Origin of the sequence: Chitinimonas viridis (genome assembly GCF_030409555.1) — a bacterium.
Lineage (GTDB): Bacteria > Pseudomonadota > Gammaproteobacteria > Burkholderiales > Chitinimonadaceae > Chitinimonas > Chitinimonas viridis.
The window spans coordinates 420,800-441,467 of record NZ_JAUFPU010000008.1; the positions used below are offsets into that span (position 1 = coordinate 420,800).

The window sequence follows — 20,668 nt, forward strand, 5'->3', positions numbered from 1 at the left end:
CTTTGTCTTTGGTGCTACGCGATGAGATGCAGGTTATTCCTTGATTGCGGAGTCCCAGTGCTCTGCGATCTTGCCCTGTTCTATGCGGAACATGTCGAACCAGGTGGTGGTGTACCGTTTGCCAGCTTCCTTGGGGTCGGCCACGGTACGGACAAAGCTCAATATCACCTTGTCCCCCTCGGCGCTGATTGCCACCAGCGGAGCTTTGATCCTGGTGTCTACCGGCTTGGCCTTGCTGAATTTGCTGAAGAACTCGACAAAGGCGGCGCGGCCGGTCGGTACGTTGGGGTTGTGCTGGATATAGTCTTCGGCCAGGTATTTGTCGGCTTGATCCAGCCTGCCGGCTTCCAGCACCTCGCGCCAGAAGTCGTATACCAGCCGCTTGTTGCTAGCCAGCTTGGGGTCGGCACTGGCAAGCAGGCTGTCATGATCGGTTGCCGCTGTGACGGGAACCTGGGCGTGCACCGGATAGGCCAGTAACAAGGCGCCCGCTAGGGCAAGGGTCTGCAGCTTCATGATGCTCCGATAGAGGGTGGTTAGCTCGCAAGCAGGCTGTGCCAGTCTCGCACGAGTGTTGCCAGCTCTGCCAGTGTCAGTTCGGCGGGCGGTATGGTTTCGTCGTACACATTGGCGATAGCGGCGCCCTGTGTGGACAGGCAGAGTTCGTAGAGATTGCCGGTGCAGGACCAAGCCGGTGTGGTGCCCTGCTGTATATCGGTAATGGCGGACAATATCTCCTCGCATCGCTCGCTGCTGCGGCGGACATCGGTGTTCAGGAAGTCCGCCACCTGGTCGATCTCGCCTGCGAGACTGGCGTGCGGCTGGTCTGTTTCGTCCAGTTCGAATTGGTAGCTTGGTCGTGTCATCTTGTTGCTCCTTGTCGAGATTGCAGGCGCGGGTGGCAACCCGCCGGCAAGGCCGGCGCTCGCGGTATCGCAGCTCTGCCGACACCGATGGGCCTAGTCTACACAACGGTGTATGCCCCAGCGCGCCAGGAGAAAAACCCATGCACCTTGCGGCACATGGGCAAAGCGCTCCCACAGGGTGGTGGCGCCAGGGAGTCGGTAGTGGGCCTGGAGCGGCGAACAAAACCCAGCGTAGCGGTTCTGGCTAGGCGCGCGAGCGATGACAGTACTTGGGTACGGCAAGCTCGCACAACAACGCCAGAAGGGTTTTGTTAGCGGCTCTTAGTAGGGGAAGGCGGTATTCACCGCGCTATTCAACAGCCCCATCCGTATCTTGAAGTGCTTGCCATCGCTATCCATACACTTGCCACTGTCGCCATCCGTGCCGGACCAACCCCACACCCCCCAGGGCTGCGCGGCACCCTGCTGGTTGTTGGCGGCATAGACGATGGAGGCCAGTATCTGGTCGTAGCTGCAGCTGTCGGGAAAGAACGTCGACATCTTTTTCTTGCCGTTGTCGAAGGTGACCGTAGCATCGTAGATGCCCTTGCGCAGATTGGTGATGCCGCTGATGCTGCTGATGGGGGCGCTGTCCTTCATCTGGACGGAATGGAAGCCCACGACCTTCTTGCTGCCCTTGATCTCGCCGCAGAATACATGCTGGATATTGACCGGGGGCGTGGTGGTGCTCCAGTCAAAGTCAACGCTGTTGCAGTCTGCCGCCCATGTGGGCTGCGACAGGCTGGCAACCGTGCAGAGCAGGGCGAGCGCAATGTAACGGTACTGTTGTGTCAGGCATGACATGATGTTTTCCTCCGGGCAGAAGTCGATTTATTGGATGGAGATGCTGCGTACCCAGGCACGGCGGCTCTCGTCGTACAGGCTGATTCGGCCGGTTAGGGGAAAGCGGGCGGGGGTGCCTGTGATGCCTTTGGGCAAGGCGGGAGTCCGCATGCTGCCCTGCGGTGTCGCCATGATCTGTGCAATCCAGTAGCGTGAGCTCGGGGCTAGTAGGGGGCGCCGGGTGGATGCCTGCATGGGTAGCGTCGGTGCGGCACTCAGTGGTTTGATGAACCACAATCCCTGACTGCCAGGTTCGATGCCGCTATCGGCCCATAGGCTGGTCAGCAGCCGTGTCAGGCCGCCGTTGGAGTCGCCGGATACATCGGCCGGCCGGCTGAGATTCCAGCCATCCCGCGCTGCAGCCTGCATCAGGGCTTGGGATTGTGCGTTGAGGGCATCGCGGGAAGTGGCCGTGGGCGGGCTGGCCAGAATGTAAGCGCCTGCCAAACCCATGGCGCCATCTACATCCTTGCCGTGAATGAACAGGCTGACACTCACGCTGGTTGACGGCCCTTGTGGGTTGTTGAGGGTGACGTTGTAGACATCGATCTTCCAGGCGGAGTAAATCGTCGTCTTGATGTTGCCGTTGGGCGTGCTGTCGGTCACCTGGACAAAGCGGGTATCCACGGTCGGCAGATCGATCGGTATGCCCAGGTAGTCGGCGGCCTTGCCTATGGCGACGGTGCTGCTAAAGGTAGGTGGGACGCCCGCGTCGCGCCAGGTCAGGGTGCCGGCAGAGAACAGGGGATCGGTGGCAGCCAGGGCCAGGCAGCTCAGCAAGCAGACCAGGCTATGGCGCACATAGTGATGCCATTGATATCGGTGCATGGTGGGAATTCCTCTCTAGGTAGATGGCTGGGGCTAGTCTTCGGCGTACCAGGTACGCAGGGTGTTGGCTTCATCGCCCTTTTCTACATGGCCGTTGGCGGCTTCAGGCAGCGACTGGATGGCCAGAGGGGTATCGGCATAAGCCACGCCTCGCCTGACCTGGGCCGCGGATACCCGGTTTTTGCTGGCGAGCGTGCCGGGGATGTGGTCCGCAGGCGGGTTGTTGGCTTCTGCGGTGAATTGCGCTTTCATGAAATTCACCGTGTCGAACTGGTTCCAGGGCACGGTTTTGTAGATCACGCCATCCCTTAGCCATTCCACCTGGTTGCCATTGCGCTGCTGCACATAGAGCGCCTCGGCTGCTGGCGCGATGTCTTCGCCCAGTTCCCACTGGCCATTTTTGTCCCGAAATTCCCAATAGACCTTGGCGCTGGAATTGCCGCGCTTGCCCCAACCGCCCTGTATCCAGGCAATGTCGGCACCACGGCCGTCGTCTATGCCACTCCAGACGGCCACGTCCACCACTACCACGGTGTCCTGGTACTGTATGCGTGCGCGGCTGCCGTCATACCAGGGTGCATTCCCCAGTTGGTCCTGGTAGCCCTCGTAGCCTCTTGCCAGGGCTGGGGGGCTGCACAGCAGCAGCAATAAGGCACAGGCGCCGGCGCGCCGTTTCCAGATGTTCATGTTTTCCTCCTGTAATCACATTGACGTTATGGGGGCGGGCCTTGCCGGCTGGAGCACCTTGAGGTGCTGGTGCGGCCAGGCATGCCACCGGGGCAGCGGCTGGTCTGCTGTCGTGCAGGCAGACCAATGCGCTGGTGGCAGGTAGAAGACGAGGCAGGGGGCTAACTTGTGAATTGCATGTCAGGCCTTGAACAGGCGCTAACAGGGCAGGGGCAATACCTTGGGGGAAGCCGCCTCCAGGAAAGCGGTGTGCATTGCAGGCAACGTAAATCTATAGAGCAAGCGCTTGGTATTTTGACGTAACCCCCTCCCGTCCCGCATCATTCGGAAATTCTTCTTCCCGCGGCACCTGGCAGAGTCGGGGTACACCGTCCCAGCGCCAGGCCGATAACAATAGCGAGGTCACACCCCGTGGAACGCGAATTCATGGAATACGACGTGGTTATCGTCGGCGCTGGCCCCTCGGGCCTGAGCGCAGCGATACGCCTCAAGCAACTGGCAGCAGAAAAAGGCTCGGACATCAGCGTCTGCGTGCTGGAGAAGGGCTCGGAAGTCGGTGCTCATATCCTCTCGGGCGCGGTGATTGATCCGATCGCCATGAATGAATTGTTCCCGGACTGGAAGGAGCGGGGCGCTCCGCTCAATGTGCCAGTTACCGAAGACCGCTTCCTGATACTGGAAGAAGACGAGAGCTACCGTATCCCCAATTTCCTGTTGCCGCCCTTGATGAACAATCATGGCAACTTCATCGTCAGCCTCGGCAATGTCTGTCGTTGGCTGGCCAGCCAGGCAGAAGCGCTGGGTGTGGAAATCTACCCAGGCTTTGCTGCCGCAGAGGTGCTCTACCACAGCGATGGTTCGGTCAAGGGTGTGGCAACCGGCGATATGGGCGTGGCCAAGGATGGCAGCCACAAGCCGGAGTACGCACGCGGCATGGAGCTGCATGCGAAGTACACGCTGATCGCCGAGGGGGTGCGTGGTTCCCTGTCCAAGGAGCTGCAAGCACGCTTCCATCTCCGTGATGGGATAGATCCGCAGAAATTCGGCATAGGCATCAAGGAGCTGTGGAAGGTCGACCCCAAGCAGCACCAGCCTGGCCTCGTCATGCATTCACAGGGCTGGCCGCTCAACAGCAATGCGGGCGGTGGTTCATTCCTCTATCACCTTGACGATAATCAGGTGGTGGTGGGCTTTGTGGTCCACCTCAACTACGAGAACCCCCATCTCAGTCCCTACGATGAGTTCCAGCGCTTCAAGACCCACCCTGCCATCCGTGGCTTTTTCGAAGGCGGCAAGCGTATTGCCTACGGTGCCCGTGCCATCAACGAAGGCGGGCTGCAGTCCATTCCCAAGCTGACCTTCCCCGGCGGCGCGCTGATAGGATGTTCGGCCGGTTTCGTGAACGTGCCCCGTATCAAGGGCAGCCACAATGCCATGAAGAGCGGCATGCTGGCTGCCGAGGCAGCTTTTGATGCCATCGCCGGCGGCAGCAATGGGTCGGACGAGCTGGTGGCCTATCCACAAAAGATACGCAGCAGCTGGGTGTGGGACGATCTGGATTCGGTGCGCAATATCAAGCCGGCACTCAGCAAGTTTGGCATGTGGGGTGGCACGGTTTATGGCGGTTTCGATATGTGGTGCCACAGCCTGGGCATACGCCTGCCGTGGACCTTCCGCCACAGCAAGGCTGACCATGAATGCCTCAAGCCAGCGGATGAATGCAGCCCCATCGATTACCCCAAGCCCGATGGCAAGGTCAGCTTCGACAAGCTCAGTTCGGTGTTTATCTCCAACACCAACCATGAGGAAGATCAGCCCAGCCATCTGCGGCTCAAGGACAGCAGTGTGCCGGTGGCCTTGAACTGGCAAGTCTATGCCGGCCCGGAACAACGCTTCTGCCCGGCGGGTGTGTACGAATACGTGGGCTTGGAAGAAGGTAAACCACGGTTGCAGATCAATGCGCAGAACTGTGTGCACTGCAAGACCTGCGATATCAAGGACCCCAGCCAGAACATCAACTGGGTGGTGCCAGAAGGTGGCGGCGGCCCCAACTATCCCAATATGTAATACAGCAAACACAGCCGGGCGATTGCCCGGCTTTTTCTTGCCCAGACCACCAGCAGCATGGGGCACCACTGGCGTCAGTCATCCGGGTCATACTCCGGGTCGAATACAAAATGCCAGGCGTGTCGCTGGTAGCGGATATCGACCCTGAGTACGGTACAGTCGAGCGGAATGGGGCAACGCGTCATGTCGGTAAAGGACTGCACGGTATAGGTGCCGTCGCCGACCTGCTCTGCGGCCACCATAAAGAACAGGGTGGGTTCGTATTCGAAAGTGCAGGTCATGCCCTGGTCGACATCAGGCACGGTGACCATGGGGCGGCCGCCCACATGCCAGATGCAATCGATGGTGGCGGGCGGCAGGGTCTGATTGCGTACGCCTACCTGATTATGCGTCAGGCGCGCGTGGGCGTTGCCGGTGGATGCCATGCTCAGCTGGGGCGACAGGCCAGAGGGGCGGGTTGCGAGGGCCAATTGGCCAGGATGCAGCGCCATGAGGCCGGAGCTGGTACGGGTTTCGTTCCGATGTTGCATCACTTGCAAGGAGATCGCCGGGTTGAACTCGAAGACACCGTGTGCACCTGCCGATAGCGCTAGCGTCTGCCAGGCGTGAATACGGATGTTGCTCTCGGCTCTCATGGGGCGTAGGAACACCAGCACGACCTTGCCCCGCATATTGTCGATGTCGGCAGTTACGATGCATGTGGTCATTTTATCGATCCAGCATGAGATATAGGGGGGCCAACCCGCCATGCTCTGGCGGGTTGGCACTTGGCACCGTTGTGTCAGCGCGGGTGCCTGGGGGCGGGCTTAGCTTGCATCAAAGTCGAAGGTCCACAGGCCTTGATCGCGCGTTACCCCGACATCGACGCTGGTTGCGGTGATGGGCATGATGTACTCGGTCATGTCGGAGAAGTTCTGCACGATGTAGGTCTGGCCCACCATGGGTGGCGAAGCGACCATGAAGTAGAAGTGCGGCTCGTACTCGAAGCTCACGGTCATATTGAGATCGACATAGGGCATGGACACTACCGGTTTGTCGTTCACATACCAATTGCTCTGGAACTGGATGAAGGGGTTGGTCTGGTTGATCACGCCACACTGAGCTGGCGTGAGCTTCTCTTGGGCCATCGAGGTCGGCGCCAGTTGCAGCGATGGCGACAGGCCGGCAGGGCTGGTTGCCTGCAAAAGCTGGCCGGGGTTGATGATGCTGCGACCGGAGATGATGACATTGCTGGCGTTCTCGCCGCTGCTGGTGACGTCGGTGGAGATGACGTCCACATACTGGAACGATTCAGTCGAGCCGGCAGAGCCGGTTAGGACTTGCCAGGCATGAATGCGGTAGTTGCGCTGCGGGTTTTGCGGTTTCAGGAATACCAGAACCGTTTTGCCCTGCATGTCGGGGGCATTCATGTGTACATTGAATTGGGTACTCATTGCTGTCTTCCTTCTCGTCAGGCTCTGGTTGGAATCGCAACACTGGGTGAGCCAACCCTGTGCTGCGGTTTGGGATCGAGTGATCCCGGCTAGGAACCGCTAGCAAAACCCGTCTGGCGAGGCTGCTGCCCCGGTATTGCTCTGGCCATAACTATTAGCCGGCTTTTGTTAATGGTCCCTGCCATGCTTAGCTGGCGATGAAGCGATATCGGACCCCCAGCGGGCGGGTTGGGTCGGGGCTGGCAACGACCTGGACCAATCTGGCAAAACTGGGTATGCAGTAGGCGGATGCCTGTTCCAGTTGCTGCTCCGTTACCGGCATGGGGGCGTAATCCGGCGGCATGGGTAGAAACAGCAGTTCCTGTCCAGGCGCATAGCGACAGCTGCTGCCGGGTTGTAGCCCCTCGTTACGGCCGACCAGGTTGTCATCGAGATACCAGTCGACGGCCATGGTGGCGTCGTTTACCTGGGCCGGTGCACACACCATGGTGCAGGCAGGGTCTTCGTTGCGCTCCACCCAGGCGATCAACACATCCTCGACTTGCGGTACCAGCAGGTAGGCATTGGTTGGCCGCACTGACACGCATGGGCTGCTGTACTCTGCGCCCCCGCGCCGTGCCCAGGCCTGTGCCGATACCCGGCCTGTCCAGCGAAAGCATTCGCGCGCATTGCGTGAGGGGTTGAGCCTTAACCAGGGCATGGGTTTGAACGGTGCTCCAGCGCTATCGGTACCCGTGTGTACCATCGCGCCTGGGTCGTACTGCTGGCTGACAAAAACCCAGGTAGCCTGTTCGATGCCGGTGTTGGTGAATTCGAACTGCACATTCATGCTTTTCCTCCGGGCCGCTACAGCGGCTTGTCTTTGTAATGAAGACGAGGCTTACTCGGGGTTTGTGACGGCCTGTGGCTATTTATTTCCTACGCCAGCGGGTGGGCGGTAAAGCGGATCAGGAAATTGGCGTAAATGTTCTTGACGGTGGTCTCCGGTGCCGTGCGCACGGTAATGCTGGGGGTGTAACCCGATGGCGGGGCGATGCCGGTGGTCAGGGCCTCCGGCGTCATATAGCTGGAGAACACCGGCGCCCCGGTGCCGCCAGTGCCTGCGGCAATGGCTTGCTGGTAGTTGTGCTCGTGGGCTTGCAGGGCATCGTCCTGCACGGAGCCCACCTGATTGCCCGACCAGCCGCCCGCTGCACTGGCGACGCGCTCGGTGGCCTGTGGGTCGCGCATCAGGCCATCTGGCCCCTGTGCCAGATAGTTCACCCCGCGCAGGAAGCGGCCACGGTAGTCGGGCAGGTTGAAGTGCCCGGAGCGAGGTTTGCCGTAAACATATCCGATGACCAGGAAGAGCTCGTGGTATTGGGCCAAGCCCAGGGCGCGTCCGTCGCATACCAGCCAGCCCTCGCGTCGCAGATGCAGGTCGTAGGCCTTGCTGGCAGGGTTGGGAAAGGTGCCGCTACCACCCTGGGGATCGTTGACAGGCCCGGCATACGGCACGATGGCGCCGACCGGAAAAACGGTATCGCGCATCAGCCCGCCTCGCCGCACTCGCGGACCAGATTTGGCAGGTCTGCACCCTGCTGCAGCATCAGTTGCGACGTGGCGATCTCGACTTCCCAGCAACTGCTGTCAGGTAGCGGGTGCTGGGTCTCGGGTGATTTGAGCGCGTTGGCCAGCAGCAGATCGGCCTTGAAAACCGGGGTGAGGTTGGCGGGGCCAAACCAGAAACTGCCTTTTGAGCTGAGATAGTAGAGCAGGGCCAGGCCATGTTGTGCCGGTGCAGCGACCAGTACCCGGGCGCTTCCTGCTTCCAGGAAGGCGGTGAAGTCGCCCTGCTCGTTGGGTAGTTGCGTCATTTGCAGCCAGGCTGGACGTTCAGCGTCGTCGGCCGAGAAATAACGGCCGTAGTAGGTGTAGATCATGTCCTCCCACTCCAGCGTGGTCTGGAAGAAGGGGATCAGCTGGAACTGCAAGACGTCCTGTTGCCAGCCTTGATTACCGTGGCGCGCCAGGAAGGGGGTCATCAGGCCTTCTATGGCAGTCTGCCGCAATGCCGTGCGCTCAATCTCGTCGCGTCGCTCGTGGTTGGCGGTTGCCCATTGTCCCGCCAGCACACGCATGCTTTGCAGGTACTGGTCGCGTTGGACGGCATAGGCGGCCAGGATGGCTTGATAGGTACTCATCTGCCACTGCAGGTAGGCGGGCGCGTCGTTGTTGCAACTGCACTGCAGGGTAACTGACACGACAAAATTGACGCCGCTGGCCAGCGCCGCGAGGTTCAGCGTGGTGCTGCTCTCCGGTGCCGTGGGCAGCGTCAACTGGCCTGACTGTGCACCCGCAGTCAGGCTGATGGCCTGGACGATATTGCCCAACGATACGGCCAGTATGGCGCCTGCCGGCGGGCTGGCTTGGCCATTGCTGGCCGACCAGGCATAGGCCAGGGTAGCCTGGCTGATGGTATAGCCAGCCGGGAGTGACTGTACGCTGCTGGTCATGGGCGGGTCGTTGCGCAGCAGCGTATCCAGTACCAACTGGGCAGGTGGCGGGGCAACCACGTCGTCGGCCAGGTAGTAGTTGGCCAGGACCGCGTAGTTGCCACGATTGATGTCGGCCGCGCTAAGGATGGGGCCGGCAGGACTGGTGGTGGCATCCAGCAGCCAGGGCGGCGTGGGTTGGGTGCTTTGCATGCCGTGCAGGGCATTCTGGCGCGCCACATAGCTGGCGGCTGGTTGGGCAAAGACACACTCCAGCACCAAGCGTACGCCGCGATGCCGCAGGTCTACTGCATGCACCTCGTCTATCCAGCGGTAAACGGCGGAAAGATGCTGCGGATTCCCGGCGTTATCGAGCCGCCGACTGCGCCGCTCGATGATTTCCTCCTGGCTGCGGTAGCTCCGTTCGGTACTCACCCGTCTGGATACGCGATTGCTGGCCTGCTGCAACTGCGATTGCGCGTGGCGCCTGGCCTGCTCGGCCAACTGGCCGCTGCTGCTGGTGCTGTCGGTCCAGCTGCCGGTGGTGGTTTCTGACAGGCCATCATCGCTGTAGCTGCGGCTGAGATCGTCGAATTCCCTTTTCAGTTGGGTGATCGGCGGATTGGCGGTGCGTATCCTGCCATTGGAATCGCCGCGGCTCTCCTGGCGATGGTGTTCGCTATCCTGGTTGACCTGTTCTGTGTGCTCCAGCTGTTCGCGCTGGAGACGATGCTCCGAGCCGCGTTCGGCTGTCTCGCCACGCATCAGGTTTTCCACGTGGGCCAAGGCGCCCAGCTTGTAGCGCAACAGGCGCTGCCGCAGGGTCATCATCGCTGCCAGGCCCAATGGACGGCAGTAACCCGGCTGGGTCTGGCTGCCAGGGCTGCTGGTGGGCACAGGTATGGCGTCAGGCAACATGATGCTGGCGCATAGCAGTGACTGCAGGGTGCTGGCATCGTTGCTCCAGGGCGGCTGGCTGGCAAGCGCAACGGCAATATGGCAGGCCTGCAGTGCCCGTATCAGCGCATCCCTGTTGTCTGTCTCCGGTGGCGGACCAGACAAGCCCAGCAGTAGTAGCGCCGTCAGGCTGTCCTGCATTCTGGGCAGGCTGCTGACATAGGTGGTAGAGGCTACAAACTCTGTCAGTGGCATGCCCAGCAACAGTTCCAGTGCCTGCTGCAGCTGGCTGGCATGGTCAGGCCGCATATCCAGCACTGCGAGCAGGGCGGGGCCGCTCAGCTTATCCATGGGCGGGGGGAGTTGTGCCACTGCGGCCACGTAGGCGCCGGGATAGTGCTGTGAATTGGGGGAGATATAGTCGGTGGCGATGGCTTGCGCATCGGCCGGGGTGGCCAGTAAGGCGGACTGAAAAGCCCCCTGATTACTGATGGCGATAAAACGGGTCGCCAGGTCGATGGCGCAGGCCGGACGTACGCCACGCGGGTAGAGCAGGCAGGCAAAGTCGTGGGCAGAATCGAACAGCACGCCGTCGGGTGGCGGGTGATGCGGTAGCAACGGTTCGGGCGCCGGTGCGTCGATCGGCAGGCAGGCTAGTTCCAGCTCGTCGCCCAGGGGGCAGCTCACCAGCCAGACCAGTTGCAGCCTGGCTTGGCCATTGGCTTCCACCTTGAGCACCACCGTGATTTCCAGGCAGATGCCGCTGGCTTCGATACCACTGGACCAGATTGGACAGACAGGTTGCAGGATGGCATGCGATGCCAGCAGGGTGCCATCCAGCCTGGCTGACAGCGTCACCTGCAAGCGGCTGTAGTCACTGCCCGCAATGTCCCAATCCAATGCCAGTTGCTGGCCGTTGGGCAGGGGTAGGCAGATGCTGTCCTCACGATGGGCTATGCCTGCATGGGGCAGGCTGATGTGCCAGTCTGCCAGGACATGGGTTTCTTCCTGCGGTTTGCCTATGCCGTGCAGCATCATCAGGCGCCAGGCATGGGGCGCCATTGCCAGCCATAGCCTTACCCAGCAGCGCTCCTCACCATCGCAGAGTTGTAGCAAACAGGTAGGGTGCTCGGCATTGAGCCAGGCCAGCTGAACGTCCTGCCCCAGCCGGACGGTGCATTCCACCCGCCAGCCGCTGCCTACCGGGTGGGCATGCCAGCTGATGTAGAGCGGGCCACATTGCTGCTCACCCTGCATGGGCTCGCATAAAACAGGGACTGGCGCTGTCATTCTTCCACTCCGTCGGCGCTGGCATAGCAATTGGCGGTAAGGGACGAGACACCATGGAATATCTGGTTCAGGGTGTGCCGTACCATGCTGGTGTCGGTGGGGACCAGGGAGATATCGAGATAGCTCTTGAGGGCACTGACCAGATGGCGCCTGGCTTCCTGCACACGCTTGCGCGCGTTGACCTGGGAGATATCCTGCCAGTGGGCGATTTCTTCATACGAGAGATTGTCGACAAAGCGCAGCGTGGCGACGGACCGCAGGCGGTCTGGCAGCGCGGCAAAGGCGCGCTGTATCTGGCGTGCCAGTTCATCGTCCAGCAACTGCTGTTCGGGCGAGCTGGGGCTGCTCTGGCCAAGCATGATGTCCATGCCTTGCAGCCGCTGGGTTTCGGCGATACGGCAGCGCTGCTGGTCGATGAACTTGTTCTGGGCGACCTGGCGCAACCAGCCGCCTAGATGTCGTATACGGCGCAAGGCATCGGGGGATTCGGTGTAGATGCGCAGGACGACTTGGCTGAACAGGTCATTGGCGTCGTCGGTGTTGCCGCCGGACAGGCGGCGGCAGTGATACAGCAGGTAGGGACGGTACTGCTTCAGGAAGTTTTCCAAGGACCTGTGCTCTCGCAAGGCCAGACTTTCGATCAATTGCTGTTCGGTGCGTGAGCCTGACGGCCCGTTCAAGGCGTGCTGATTCCCCACAATGATTTCCTCCGGCTTTTTTTCGTATCGGCTGGTATTGCCGTCCAGGACGCGTCAAGGCGCCTGGGCTACTCACGACGAAGAGCAACGGTGCGAGCAACTCAAAGACGAGTGGCCGTGGAGGGTTGTGAAGTATTTCTGGTGAGGGCGATCAGCAATCGCTGGGGTCGTGGCCTAAATCGGACGCTTGGCCGGGGCTGTGCCGGCTATCTTGCTGCCAGCGCTTGCTGGCAGGGGGTATCACTGAGTAGAAAGAGGAAGGTTGCCTGCAAGAATTGGCAGGGTGGTGATGGCATGCTTTGTGCCTGCCGGATACGATAGGGCCGCTTGACTGGGGCGAGGAAGTGGGCCGGTATGCTGTGCAAGGCGTTACACTTGCGGCCCGTCAAACCAGTACCTCGGCTATCGTATTGGCCATGCGATGTAATGCCGATCATGCCCTTGGATGCACTTCCGTAAGCATGCCTGTTACCTGTTGCCACCCCTGTTTATCGCCTACGCCATCGTTGCATGGCGTGTCTGCTGCCTGTCCACCATGAGTGAGATCAAGCAACCCACGCGAGCGGGCCGTTATACCGTGGCGGAACGGGTGACCCAGTTTTCTCCGGGGGTGGCATTGCGGCTACGTCCGGCCGTGTTGCAAGCGGGCCTGCAGTACCCGCCACGGCACCTGGCCTACCTGGCCTTCAAGGCTGAACGCAAGCTGTGGGTGTATGGGCGCGATGAGGCGCAGGGGCCGTGGCGGTACATCAAGACCTACCCGGTGCTGGCCGCCAGTGGTGAGGCCGGGCCCAAGCTGCGTGAGGGTGACTGGCAGGTTCCGGAAGGTTTCTACCAGGCGGAGCTGCTGAACCCCAATAGCCGTTACCACCTTTCGATTCGGCTGGACTATCCCAATGCATTTGATCGGCAGATGGCCATGCAGGCTGGCAGAACGCAATTGGGTGGAGACATCATGATTCACGGTGACGCCCGTTCGACGGGCTGTCTGGCCATGGGGGACGAGGCCGCCGAGGATCTGTTCATCCTGGCAGCGCTGGCGGGCAAGGCGCAGTTGCGCATCCTGGTGGGGCCATGGGATTTCCGGCGTAAGCCTGTGCTGCTGCCGGATGCCGCACCGGATTGGTTGCCGGGTTTGTATGCGTCCTTACATACGGCACTGGCAGAGTATCCGTTGCAGGGCTGAGCGTTTGGCGGCATGCAGAACCGCATAACAAACCCACATCAAAAAACCAACATCAAAAACCATATCAAAACCAGCATCCCATAGAGAGTAGGAAGGAAACATGTTGAAACTGAATCGGCGCAACCTTTTTGGGGGCGTGCTACTGGCCCTGCTAATCAATGTGGGCACTATGGCGGCGGACGTCGGCCGGCAGCCGCAGCCCCTGCTGATAGATGCGCAAGCCATTGATGCCCACCTCAACCAGTGGCTGCAAGCAAGGCAGATACCTGGCGCTGCACTGGCTATCGTGGAGCGGGGCGAAGTCCGATTGCTGCGCAGCTATGGTCTGGCCAATGTGGAGCACCAGGTGCCGGTCAGGCCGGAAACGGTGTTTCAGTCGGGGTCGGTGGGCAAGCAGATGACGGCCATGGCAGTCATGCTGCTGGTGCAGGATGGCAAGCTGAAGCTGGATGACAAGCTTGCCCGCCACCTGCCGCAAGCCCCCGCCAGCTGGCGCAACATGACGGTGCGGCATCTGCTTACCCATACCTCGGGCCTGCCAGCAGATTGGCCGGAGAAATTTGACTATCGGCGCGACTACAGCGAGCCGGAGCTGGCGCGCTACATCATAGGTATGCCGCTGCAGGCCAAGCCAGGCGAGCGCTGGCAATACAGCAACCCCGGCTATGTCCTGTTGGGGGTGCTGGTCAGCAAGCTGGCAGGGCAGTTCTATGGTGATTTCCTGCAGCAGCGGGTATTTATGCCGTTAGGCATGGATACCGCCAGGGTGATCAGCGAACGCGATATCGTGCCGCATCGTGCTGCCGGTTATCAGCTGATCGATGGCCGACTGAAGAACCAGGACTGGGTGTCGCCTACGCTCAATACCACGGCAGATGGCTCGCTCTATGTGGGCCTGCAGGACATGATCAAATGGGATGCCTCGCTGCGCGATGCCACCCTGCTGTCACCTGAGCACCTGGCCGAGCTATGGCAGCCGGTGCGGCTCAATAGCGGTAAGCGTCACCCCTATGGGCTGGGGTGGGAGCTAGGCCAGCGCAGCGGGCGGGAGTGGCTCTACCATGACGGTGCCTGGCAGGGCTTTGAGTCCTACGCCGCGCGCTACCGTGACGGCGGCCTGAGCCTGGTACTGTTGCTCAACCGTAGCGATGCTGGTGTGGTTGAGCTGGCCGATGGCCTGCTGAAACTGCTGGAGCCCGTAACTACGCCATAGTGCCCAGGTGATGGTTGAAGGGTGGCTGCCTCTGGCTAACCGGCAGGCAGATGAGTGGCCAAGGCTTGGCGCCAGCCATGGCCTATCTCTCTTGCTGCCTGCAGCACCAGCTCGCGGGCGGCATCGGGGCGCTTGCCTGCCCGGTAGGCCATCATGACCTCCCATTCCCACTGCGGCAGGTCGCTGAGTTCCAGCACCTTGAGCTGTCCCCGCGACAATTCGCGCAAGGCGGCGATGGCCGGCATAAAGACGATGAAACCGTGCTCCAGGGCCAACTCGCAAGCCGTCGTGGCGGGCTGATTGGTATGCAGGGGCAAGGGCGCTCGGCGGTGCTGGCGCAACAGCCTGACCAGTGCTTCTGCATCCTGCCCCCACCATTGCGGCGAGATACGGGCATCGGCAATGGCCGCCAGGGGCAGGGGGCCAGACTGCGCCAGCGGATGATCTGCCGCCACCATGGCGACGATGGGGGAGCGTGCCAGCAGTTCCAGCTGTATGCCGGTAATGGTGGGGCGGTTGAACACGAAAGCCACTTTAAGCCGGCCTGCCAGCACACGCTCCATCAGTTCGGGTGAATGATCGGTGTGGCAGAACAGCTCTACCGGTTGTTCGGCCAGGGCGGCGACCAGGGGGCTGAAGACCAGCGAAGCCAGCGAGGGAGGGCAACCCACGCGCGCCTCAGGCAGCACTGCGGCGCCTTGTATGGCCTGTCGGCCCAGGCTCAGCTCGGACAGCGCCCGCCTGACCGACTCGAGATACACCAGGCAGGCCGGGGTGGCGACTGCGCCGCGACGATGGCGCTGGAACAGCTGGGTGCCCAGGCTGGCCTCCAGCTGGGCAATGCGCTGGCTGACCTGGGGCTGCGACCAGCCACGGGCGGCGGCGGCCTGGCTGAAGCTGCCACGCTCGGCTACATCACGCAGCAGTTCGAGATCGCTGATCAATAGAGACATAATTATTTCTTATAAGAACTATAAGTGATGGTGGTGTTCCTGCATGGCAGGATAAGCCAGACAATACGGCCATCACAAGACCCCTGTCTGACACGCCATGCCTACCCAACCGTCATTTGCCCGTATCGAGACTGAACGCCTGCTGTTGCGTGCGCCGGTGGCGTCGGATGTGGCGGCGCTGTATGAGATATTCGGCGATGCGGCGACCTGCCTGCACAACCCTGCCGGCCCGCTGGCCAGCCCTGAAGCAGCTGCCGATGTGCTGTGGCGGTGGCAGATGCACTGGGCACGCCATGGTTTTGGTTTGTGGGTGATCTGCCTGCGCGACGCGCCGCAGGTGGTGCTGGGTTTTGGTGGCTTGTCCTGGCGGGAATGCGGCCAGCAGCAGCGCCTCAATCTGGGTTTCCGCTTCCGGCCATCGGCATGGGGGCAGGGTTATGCGACCGAACTGGGCCGCATGGCCTTGAGCATGGCGTTCGATAACCTGGCTGCAACCGAAGTCTGTGGCCTGGTCCGGCCCGGCAATACCGGCTCCCGTCGGGTACTGGAGAAGCTGGGTATGCAACCGCACGGCGAACTGCGCGATTTCCCCTGGCTGGATGCCAGCCTGGTTTACCGTATACCGGCTGAGCGTCGGGCCAGCAACGAAGCTGACCTGCAAGCGATGGGCCGCCCTGAGCGTGTGGTGGCTGAGCGCCTGGCTGCTTAGCCTTGCGGCCTGGCCAAGTGGGCCAGTGGCAGGGCGGTGGTCTGCTTGATGGCTTGCAGCACAAAGCTGGATTTCACGTCCACGACCCCTGGGTGCTGCAGCAGGGTATCCATGACAAAGCGCGAGAAGTGGGCGAGATCCTCGAACACCACCCTGAGCAGATAATCCATTTCGCCTGCCATGGCATGGCAGGTGACCACCTCTGGCCAGCCTTGTACGGCCTGGGCAAAAGCGGCGAACTGCCGTTCACGTTTGTCCAGCATCACCCTTACAAAGGCTTCCAGCCCCAGGCCTATCTTGGCCGGCTCCAGCAGCGCCACGTACTGCGCAATCACGCCTTCCTGTTCCAGCCGTTTCAACCGCCTGAGGGTAGGTGAGGGCGAAAGATTGATTGCCTCGGCCAGCTCCAGATTGCTGAGGCGCCCTTCCTGCTGCAGCACTGACAGGATTTTCAGGTCGGTTTTATCCAGCTCAATCATTTTTTTGCTCGAATTGGTTCAATATTGGCATTTTATGCCAATGCTGCGCTGCTTCCGAGCCCAATTTGCTAGCACATTGCGCGGCAGAATTCGTATCCTGTCGGCACAGACAAACTAGGATGCGCAGGCTATGTGCGTCCATTTCCCACACTGGATAGAGGGCAGCAGCAATGGCAGATCTTTATGAAAACCCGATGGGTCTGATGGGCTTCGAGTTCGTGGAATTTGCGTCGCCCACACCCAATGTGCTTGAGCCGCTGTTCGAGAAGATGGGCTTCACACTGGTGGCTCGCCATCGCTCCAAAGATGTGCTGCTCTATCGTCAGGGCGATATCAACTTCATCGTCAACCGCGAGCCCAGGAGTGTGGCTGCCTATTTCACCGCCGAGCATGGACCATCGGCTTGCGGCCTGGCTTTCCGGGTCAAGGATGCGCACAAGGCATACAACCGCGCGCTTGAGCTGGGGGCGCAGCCTATCGATATTCCCACTGGGCCGATGGAACTGAAGCTGCCTGCCATCAAGGGTATCGGTGGTGCACCGCTGTACCTGATCGACCGCTTTGAAGAAGGAAAATCGATCTACGATATCGACTTCGAGTTTATCGAAGGCGTGGATCGTCATCCCAAGGGACATGGTTTCAAGGTGGTGGATCACCTGACCCACAATGTCTATCGCGGCCGCATGAAATTCTGGGCCGAGTTCTACGAGCACCTGTTCAACTTCCGCGAGATACGCTACTTCGACATCAAGGGTGAGTACACCGGTCTGACCTCGCGGGCGATGACTGCACCGGACGGCATGATACGCATTCCGCTGAACGAAGAATCCTCCAAGGGTTCGGGCCAGATCGAGGAATTCCTGATGAAGTTCAACGGTGAAGGCATACAGCATATTGCCCTGTTCACCGATGACCTGCTGCGCAGCATAGACCTGCTGCGCGAGGCCGGTATCCCACTGATGACCGCGCCGCGCGATACCTATTACGAAATGCTGGAAGAGCGCCTGCCGGGCCATGGCGAGAATGTCGAGGCGCTGCGCACGCGCGGCATCCTGCTTGATGGCACTACCGAGGGCGACAAGCGCCTGCTGTTGCAGATATTCTCGGAAACCGTGCTGGGCCCGGTGTTCTTCGAGTTCATCCAGCGCAAGGGTGACGATGGCTTTGGCGAAGGCAACTTCAAGGCCTTGTTTGAATCGCTGGAGCGGGACCAGATACGCCGTGGCGTACTGAAGGCGGAGGCCTGACATGAAGATAGATCGCATCCATCACGTGGCGTACCGCTGCAAGGACGCCAAGGAAACCGTGCTGTGGTACCAGAAGATGCTGAAGATGGATTTCATGCTGGCGATCTCAGAGGACTATGTGCCTTCGACCAAGGCAGCTGATCCGTATATGCATATCTTCATGGATGCAGGCCAGGGCAATGTGCTGGCATTCTTCGAGTTGCCTACCCAGCCTGAGATGGGGCGCGACCCCAATACCCCGGCGTGGGTACAGCATATCGCCTTCAAGGTGAAGGATCGCGAAACGCTGCTTGAGTATCGCGCCCACCTGGAAGCCAATGGGGTCGATGTACTGGGGGTGACCGATCACGGTGCTTTCCATTCGATCTACTTCTTTGATCCGAACGGCCACAGGCTGGAACTGGCCTGCCCGGACCCCGATGAAGAAAACATGCTCAAGCGCCTGGATGAAGTGAAGTGGGACATGCTGGAGGAGTGGTCGCGTACCAAGCGTGCACCCAAGCAAGGCGCCTTCCTGCATGAGCGTGAATTCCGGAATTGAGCGGATCATGAGCACTTATACCGATTCTGCCGCAGCACCGGACGAACGCGTCAAGCATGGACTGGCGGCGGGCGATGTCGTACCGCCCAGCCCGGATTGGACCATAGACCAGGGTTGGGAGAACTACACCGCTGAAGAGCATGGTGTCTGGAAAACGCTGTATGAGCGGCAGACCAAGCTGCTGCCTGGGCGAGCCTGCGATGCCTATGTGGAGGGCATGCGCGACCTGCCCATGGGGCCGGACGAGATACCAGATTTTCGCAAGCTGTCCGAGACCTTGATGCGCAAGACGGGCTGGCAGATTGTTGCCGTGCCTGGCTTGGTGCCAGACGATGTGTTCTTCGAGCACCTGGCCAATCGGCGTTTCCCGGCTGGCAACTTTATCCGCAAGCCGCACGAGCTGGACTACCTGGAAGAGCCGGATGTGTTCCACGATGTGTTCGGCCATGTTCCCATGCTGATGAACAAGGTGTTCGCGGATTACATTCAGGCCTATGGCGCGGGTGGCTTGCGGGCGCACAAGCTGGGTACGCTGAAGAATCTGGCGCGGGTGTATTGGTATACGGTGGAGTTCGGTCTGGTGCAGCAGGCCGACGGCCTGCGTATCTATGGTGCGGGCATTGCCTCGTCCTATACCGAGAGCATCTTCTCGTTGGACGATGCCTCGCCCAATCGCATCCGCTTCGATCTGGAAAGGGTGATGCGTACTAACTACCGCATCGATGATTTCCAGGAAGTCTATTTCGTGCTGAACAACCTCGACGAACTGCTGGAGCTGGACCGCATCGACTTTGCACCGCTCTATGCGCGCATCCAGTCGCAGCCTGAGCTGCAGCCGGGCGACATACTGCCCGTCGACGAAGTGCTGCACCGGGGTACAGGCGTCTATCATGGCGCGAAGCAAGCATAAGGGGGCTGCCGAAAACCTCAACTCGTCGGAGCAGGGTGTCGCCCGCGAAGAATGTGCATCGCCATATCAGCGATATGCCGCGTTGAAATTTTTCGCTCGCATCCTGTCTTGCTCGGAAGCTGAGGTTGCTGCCCATCCCCATAACATAGGAACTCAAGCATGAAACTCGCTAGTCTCAAGCATGGCCGTGATGGCCGACTCGTCGTGGTCAGCCGTGATCTCAAGCACTATGTGGCTGTCCCGGACATTGCACCCACCATGCAGGCGGCGCTGGATGATTGGGCACACATTGAGCCGCAGCTCCGCAAGGTATCGGAGCTGCTGAACAGCGGCCATGAGGGGCGCGCCCAGGCATTCGACCCTGCGCAGTGTGCGGCGCCGCTGCCGCGTGCGTATCAATGGGTGGATGGCTCGGCCTACCTGAACCATGTGGAACTGGTACGCAAGGCCCGCAACGCGGAAATGCCGCCCTCGTTCTATACCGACCCGCTGATGTATCAAGGTGGCTCGGACGATATGCTGGGCGCCCGTGATCCCATCTCCATCCTGGACGAGGCCTGGGGAACCGATCTCGAGGCCGAGGTGGCCGTGATTACCGACGATGTGCCCAAGGGCACCAGCGCCGAGGATGCAGTGCGCCATGTGCGGCTGGTGATGCTGGTCAACGATGTCAGCCTGCGTAACCTGATACCGAACGAGTTGGCCAAGGGTTTTGGCTTTGTGTTATCCAAGCCGGCCAGCGCATTCAGCCCGGTGGCCGTGACCCTGGATGAGCTGGAAGGCCATTGGCAGGACAATCGCCTGCACCTGCCGCTGCGGGTGTGGCTTAATGGCGAGTGGTTTGGCGAACCCAATGCCGGCGAGGAAATGACTTTCAGTCACGCCGACCTGATCGCCCACCTGGCCCGTACCCGCAAGCTGGGCGCGGGTTCCATCGTGGGCTCCGGCACCATCTCCAACAAGGATCGCGCCCGTGGCTCCTGCTGCCTGGCGGAAGTCCGCATGATAGAAACCATAGAGCAGGGGGCACCCAAGACGCCTTTCCTCAAGGCGGGCGATACCGTCAAGATCGATATGTGGGATGGTGCAGGCAAGTCCATCTTTGGCGCGATCGAGCAGACCGTCGTACTGGGGCAGTAGGCCCGACTGGTAGTGCCAATCAGGGCGGGTGGGCAGGGTGCGCAAGCGTGCCGGGCCTGCCTGCCCTGATTGTTTCTGCGGCTGGGCGCAGGTGTAGTGATATGGCCGGCGCATGGCATACACTATCGTTCTGACCGTTGCGAGTGGGGAACGCTATCTATACCGCGG

21 protein-coding genes are annotated in these 20,668 nt (G+C 60.7%); 8 read left to right on the plus strand and 13 right to left on the minus strand.

What is annotated here, in order from left to right:
- Positions 1 to 33 precede the first annotated feature (33 nt).
- From QWZ03_RS10625 to QWZ03_RS10645, 5 genes are all read right to left on the minus strand, one after another.
- The gene (locus QWZ03_RS10625; RefSeq protein ID WP_290332691.1) at positions 34 to 516 is read right to left on the minus strand and encodes a nuclear transport factor 2 family protein; all 483 of its coding nucleotides are present in this window, start codon (positions 514 to 516) and stop codon (positions 34 to 36) included.
- A gap of 20 nt (positions 517 to 536) precedes the next feature.
- The gene (locus QWZ03_RS10630; RefSeq protein ID WP_290332692.1) at positions 537 to 866 is read right to left on the minus strand and encodes a YacL family protein; all 330 of its coding nucleotides are present in this window, start codon (positions 864 to 866) and stop codon (positions 537 to 539) included.
- 321 nt (positions 867 to 1,187) lie between these two features.
- On the minus strand, positions 1,188 to 1,709 hold the full coding sequence (locus tag QWZ03_RS10635) for an EndoU domain-containing protein (RefSeq protein WP_290332693.1): 522 nt from the start codon (positions 1,707 to 1,709) through the stop codon (positions 1,188 to 1,190).
- A 27-nt stretch (positions 1,710 to 1,736) separates the two neighbouring features.
- Positions 1,737 to 2,576, minus strand: a complete 840-nt coding sequence (locus tag QWZ03_RS10640; protein WP_290332694.1) for a hypothetical protein — start codon at positions 2,574 to 2,576, stop codon at positions 1,737 to 1,739.
- 33 nt (positions 2,577 to 2,609) lie between these two features.
- Complete coding sequence (locus QWZ03_RS10645) at positions 2,610 to 3,263, minus strand: hypothetical protein (protein ID WP_290332695.1); 654 nt, start codon at positions 3,261 to 3,263, stop codon at positions 2,610 to 2,612.
- A gap of 426 nt (positions 3,264 to 3,689) precedes the next feature.
- Between QWZ03_RS10645 and QWZ03_RS10650 the strand changes: the two genes are divergently transcribed.
- On the plus strand, positions 3,690 to 5,330 hold the full coding sequence (locus QWZ03_RS10650) for an electron transfer flavoprotein-ubiquinone oxidoreductase (RefSeq protein ID WP_284196921.1): 1,641 nt from the start codon (positions 3,690 to 3,692) through the stop codon (positions 5,328 to 5,330).
- Between the two features lie 74 nt (positions 5,331 to 5,404).
- Here the strand turns inward: QWZ03_RS10650 and QWZ03_RS10655 are convergent, their stop codons facing one another.
- The 6 genes from QWZ03_RS10655 to QWZ03_RS10680 all read right to left on the minus strand — a co-directional run bounded on the left by QWZ03_RS10655 (position 5,405) and on the right by QWZ03_RS10680 (position 12,032).
- Positions 5,405 to 6,037, minus strand: coding sequence for a hypothetical protein (locus QWZ03_RS10655; protein ID WP_290332696.1), 633 nt, complete (start codon positions 6,035 to 6,037; stop codon positions 5,405 to 5,407).
- 99 nt (positions 6,038 to 6,136) lie between these two features.
- Positions 6,137 to 6,763, minus strand: a complete 627-nt coding sequence (locus tag QWZ03_RS10660) for a hypothetical protein (protein ID WP_290332697.1) — start codon at positions 6,761 to 6,763, stop codon at positions 6,137 to 6,139.
- Positions 6,764 to 6,950: 187 nt separating this feature from the next.
- The gene (locus QWZ03_RS10665) at positions 6,951 to 7,592 is read right to left on the minus strand and encodes a hypothetical protein (protein ID WP_290332698.1); all 642 of its coding nucleotides are present in this window, start codon (positions 7,590 to 7,592) and stop codon (positions 6,951 to 6,953) included.
- Positions 7,593 to 7,681: 89 nt separating this feature from the next.
- Positions 7,682 to 8,293: a tail fiber protein gene (locus QWZ03_RS10670; protein WP_290332699.1), complete on the minus strand. Its 612-nt coding sequence runs from the start codon at positions 8,291 to 8,293 to the stop codon at positions 7,682 to 7,684.
- Complete coding sequence (locus tag QWZ03_RS10675; protein WP_290332700.1) at positions 8,293 to 11,424, minus strand: hypothetical protein; 3,132 nt, start codon at positions 11,422 to 11,424, stop codon at positions 8,293 to 8,295. Before QWZ03_RS10675 ends, QWZ03_RS10670 begins: the two co-directional genes overlap by 1 nt.
- On the minus strand, positions 11,421 to 12,032 hold the full coding sequence (locus tag QWZ03_RS10680; protein WP_290332701.1) for an RNA polymerase sigma factor: 612 nt from the start codon (positions 12,030 to 12,032) through the stop codon (positions 11,421 to 11,423). Before QWZ03_RS10680 ends, QWZ03_RS10675 begins: the two co-directional genes overlap by 4 nt.
- Positions 12,033 to 12,567: 535 nt before the next feature.
- Here QWZ03_RS10680 and QWZ03_RS10685 point away from each other — a divergent pair.
- Positions 12,568 to 13,308 carry a L,D-transpeptidase family protein gene (locus tag QWZ03_RS10685; RefSeq protein WP_290332702.1) on the plus strand — a complete coding sequence of 247 codons (741 nt, stop codon included), beginning with the start codon at positions 12,568 to 12,570 and terminating at the stop codon, positions 13,306 to 13,308.
- A 100-nt stretch (positions 13,309 to 13,408) separates the two neighbouring features.
- Positions 13,409 to 14,521 carry a serine hydrolase domain-containing protein gene (locus QWZ03_RS10690; RefSeq protein WP_290332703.1) on the plus strand — a complete coding sequence of 371 codons (1,113 nt, stop codon included), beginning with the start codon at positions 13,409 to 13,411 and terminating at the stop codon, positions 14,519 to 14,521.
- 35 nt (positions 14,522 to 14,556) lie between these two features.
- Here the strand turns inward: QWZ03_RS10690 and QWZ03_RS10695 are convergent, their stop codons facing one another.
- Positions 14,557 to 15,474: a LysR family transcriptional regulator gene (locus tag QWZ03_RS10695; RefSeq protein ID WP_290332704.1), complete on the minus strand. Its 918-nt coding sequence runs from the start codon at positions 15,472 to 15,474 to the stop codon at positions 14,557 to 14,559.
- A gap of 97 nt (positions 15,475 to 15,571) precedes the next feature.
- Between QWZ03_RS10695 and QWZ03_RS10700 the strand changes: the two genes are divergently transcribed.
- A complete protein-coding gene (locus QWZ03_RS10700) occupies positions 15,572 to 16,183 on the plus strand; it encodes a GNAT family N-acetyltransferase (protein WP_290332705.1) in 612 nt (203 codons plus the stop codon).
- Here the strand turns inward: QWZ03_RS10700 and QWZ03_RS10705 are convergent.
- Positions 16,180 to 16,662, minus strand: coding sequence for an Lrp/AsnC family transcriptional regulator (locus tag QWZ03_RS10705; RefSeq protein WP_284196503.1), 483 nt, complete (start codon positions 16,660 to 16,662; stop codon positions 16,180 to 16,182). The two genes, QWZ03_RS10700 and QWZ03_RS10705, sit on opposite strands and share 4 nt — an antisense overlap.
- 170 nt (positions 16,663 to 16,832) lie before the next feature.
- Here QWZ03_RS10705 and hppD point away from each other — a divergent pair, with 170 nt between their 5' ends.
- The 4 genes from hppD (at position 16,833) to QWZ03_RS10725 (ending at position 20,500) form a co-directional block, all read left to right on the plus strand.
- Positions 16,833 to 17,909, plus strand: coding sequence for a 4-hydroxyphenylpyruvate dioxygenase (gene hppD, locus QWZ03_RS10710; protein WP_290332706.1), 1,077 nt, complete (start codon positions 16,833 to 16,835; stop codon positions 17,907 to 17,909).
- Position 17,910: 1 nt separating this feature from the next.
- Positions 17,911 to 18,450, plus strand: a complete 540-nt coding sequence (locus QWZ03_RS10715) for a VOC family protein (RefSeq protein ID WP_284196501.1) — start codon at positions 17,911 to 17,913, stop codon at positions 18,448 to 18,450.
- 7 nt (positions 18,451 to 18,457) lie between these two features.
- Complete coding sequence (gene phhA / locus QWZ03_RS10720; protein WP_290332707.1) at positions 18,458 to 19,360, plus strand: phenylalanine 4-monooxygenase; 903 nt, start codon at positions 18,458 to 18,460, stop codon at positions 19,358 to 19,360.
- 159 nt (positions 19,361 to 19,519) lie between these two features.
- Complete coding sequence (locus QWZ03_RS10725) at positions 19,520 to 20,500, plus strand: fumarylacetoacetate hydrolase family protein (protein WP_290332708.1); 981 nt, start codon at positions 19,520 to 19,522, stop codon at positions 20,498 to 20,500.
- The last annotated feature ends 168 nt before the right edge of the window (positions 20,501 to 20,668 follow it).

Excerpts from the sequence above, each read along its gene's own strand:
- QWZ03_RS10625 (WP_290332691.1), bottom strand. The coding sequence starts at position 516 with ATGAAGCTGCAGACCCTTGCCCTAGCGGGCGCCTTGTTACTGGCCTAT.
- QWZ03_RS10705 (WP_284196503.1), bottom strand. The coding sequence starts at position 16,662 with ATGATTGAGCTGGATAAAACCGACCTGAAAATCCTGTCAGTGCTGCAG.
- QWZ03_RS10650 (WP_284196921.1), top strand. The coding sequence starts at position 3,690 with ATGGAATACGACGTGGTTATCGTCGGCGCTGGCCCCTCGGGCCTGAGC.
- QWZ03_RS10635 (WP_290332693.1), bottom strand. The coding sequence starts at position 1,709 with ATGTCATGCCTGACACAACAGTACCGTTACATTGCGCTCGCCCTGCTC.
- QWZ03_RS10655 (WP_290332696.1), bottom strand. The coding sequence starts at position 6,037 with ATGACCACATGCATCGTAACTGCCGACATCGACAATATGCGGGGCAAG.
- QWZ03_RS10690 (WP_290332703.1), top strand. The coding sequence starts at position 13,409 with ATGTTGAAACTGAATCGGCGCAACCTTTTTGGGGGCGTGCTACTGGCC.
- QWZ03_RS10665 (WP_290332698.1), bottom strand. The coding sequence starts at position 7,592 with ATGAATGTGCAGTTCGAATTCACCAACACCGGCATCGAACAGGCTACC.
- QWZ03_RS10670 (WP_290332699.1), bottom strand. The coding sequence starts at position 8,293 with ATGCGCGATACCGTTTTTCCGGTCGGCGCCATCGTGCCGTATGCCGGG.
- QWZ03_RS10715 (WP_284196501.1), top strand. The coding sequence starts at position 17,911 with ATGAAGATAGATCGCATCCATCACGTGGCGTACCGCTGCAAGGACGCC.
- QWZ03_RS10630 (WP_290332692.1), bottom strand. The coding sequence starts at position 866 with ATGACACGACCAAGCTACCAATTCGAACTGGACGAAACAGACCAGCCG.
- QWZ03_RS10645 (WP_290332695.1), bottom strand. The coding sequence starts at position 3,263 with ATGAACATCTGGAAACGGCGCGCCGGCGCCTGTGCCTTATTGCTGCTG.
- QWZ03_RS10700 (WP_290332705.1), top strand. The coding sequence starts at position 15,572 with ATGCCTACCCAACCGTCATTTGCCCGTATCGAGACTGAACGCCTGCTG.
- phhA (WP_290332707.1), top strand. The coding sequence starts at position 18,458 with ATGAGCACTTATACCGATTCTGCCGCAGCACCGGACGAACGCGTCAAG.
- QWZ03_RS10640 (WP_290332694.1), bottom strand. The coding sequence starts at position 2,576 with ATGCACCGATATCAATGGCATCACTATGTGCGCCATAGCCTGGTCTGC.
- QWZ03_RS10725 (WP_290332708.1), top strand. The coding sequence starts at position 19,520 with ATGAAACTCGCTAGTCTCAAGCATGGCCGTGATGGCCGACTCGTCGTG.
- QWZ03_RS10695 (WP_290332704.1), bottom strand. The coding sequence starts at position 15,474 with ATGTCTCTATTGATCAGCGATCTCGAACTGCTGCGTGATGTAGCCGAG.
- QWZ03_RS10675 (WP_290332700.1), bottom strand. The coding sequence starts at position 11,424 with ATGACAGCGCCAGTCCCTGTTTTATGCGAGCCCATGCAGGGTGAGCAG.
- hppD (WP_290332706.1), top strand. The coding sequence starts at position 16,833 with ATGGCAGATCTTTATGAAAACCCGATGGGTCTGATGGGCTTCGAGTTC.
- QWZ03_RS10685 (WP_290332702.1), top strand. The coding sequence starts at position 12,568 with ATGCACTTCCGTAAGCATGCCTGTTACCTGTTGCCACCCCTGTTTATC.
- QWZ03_RS10660 (WP_290332697.1), bottom strand. The coding sequence starts at position 6,763 with ATGAGTACCCAATTCAATGTACACATGAATGCCCCCGACATGCAGGGC.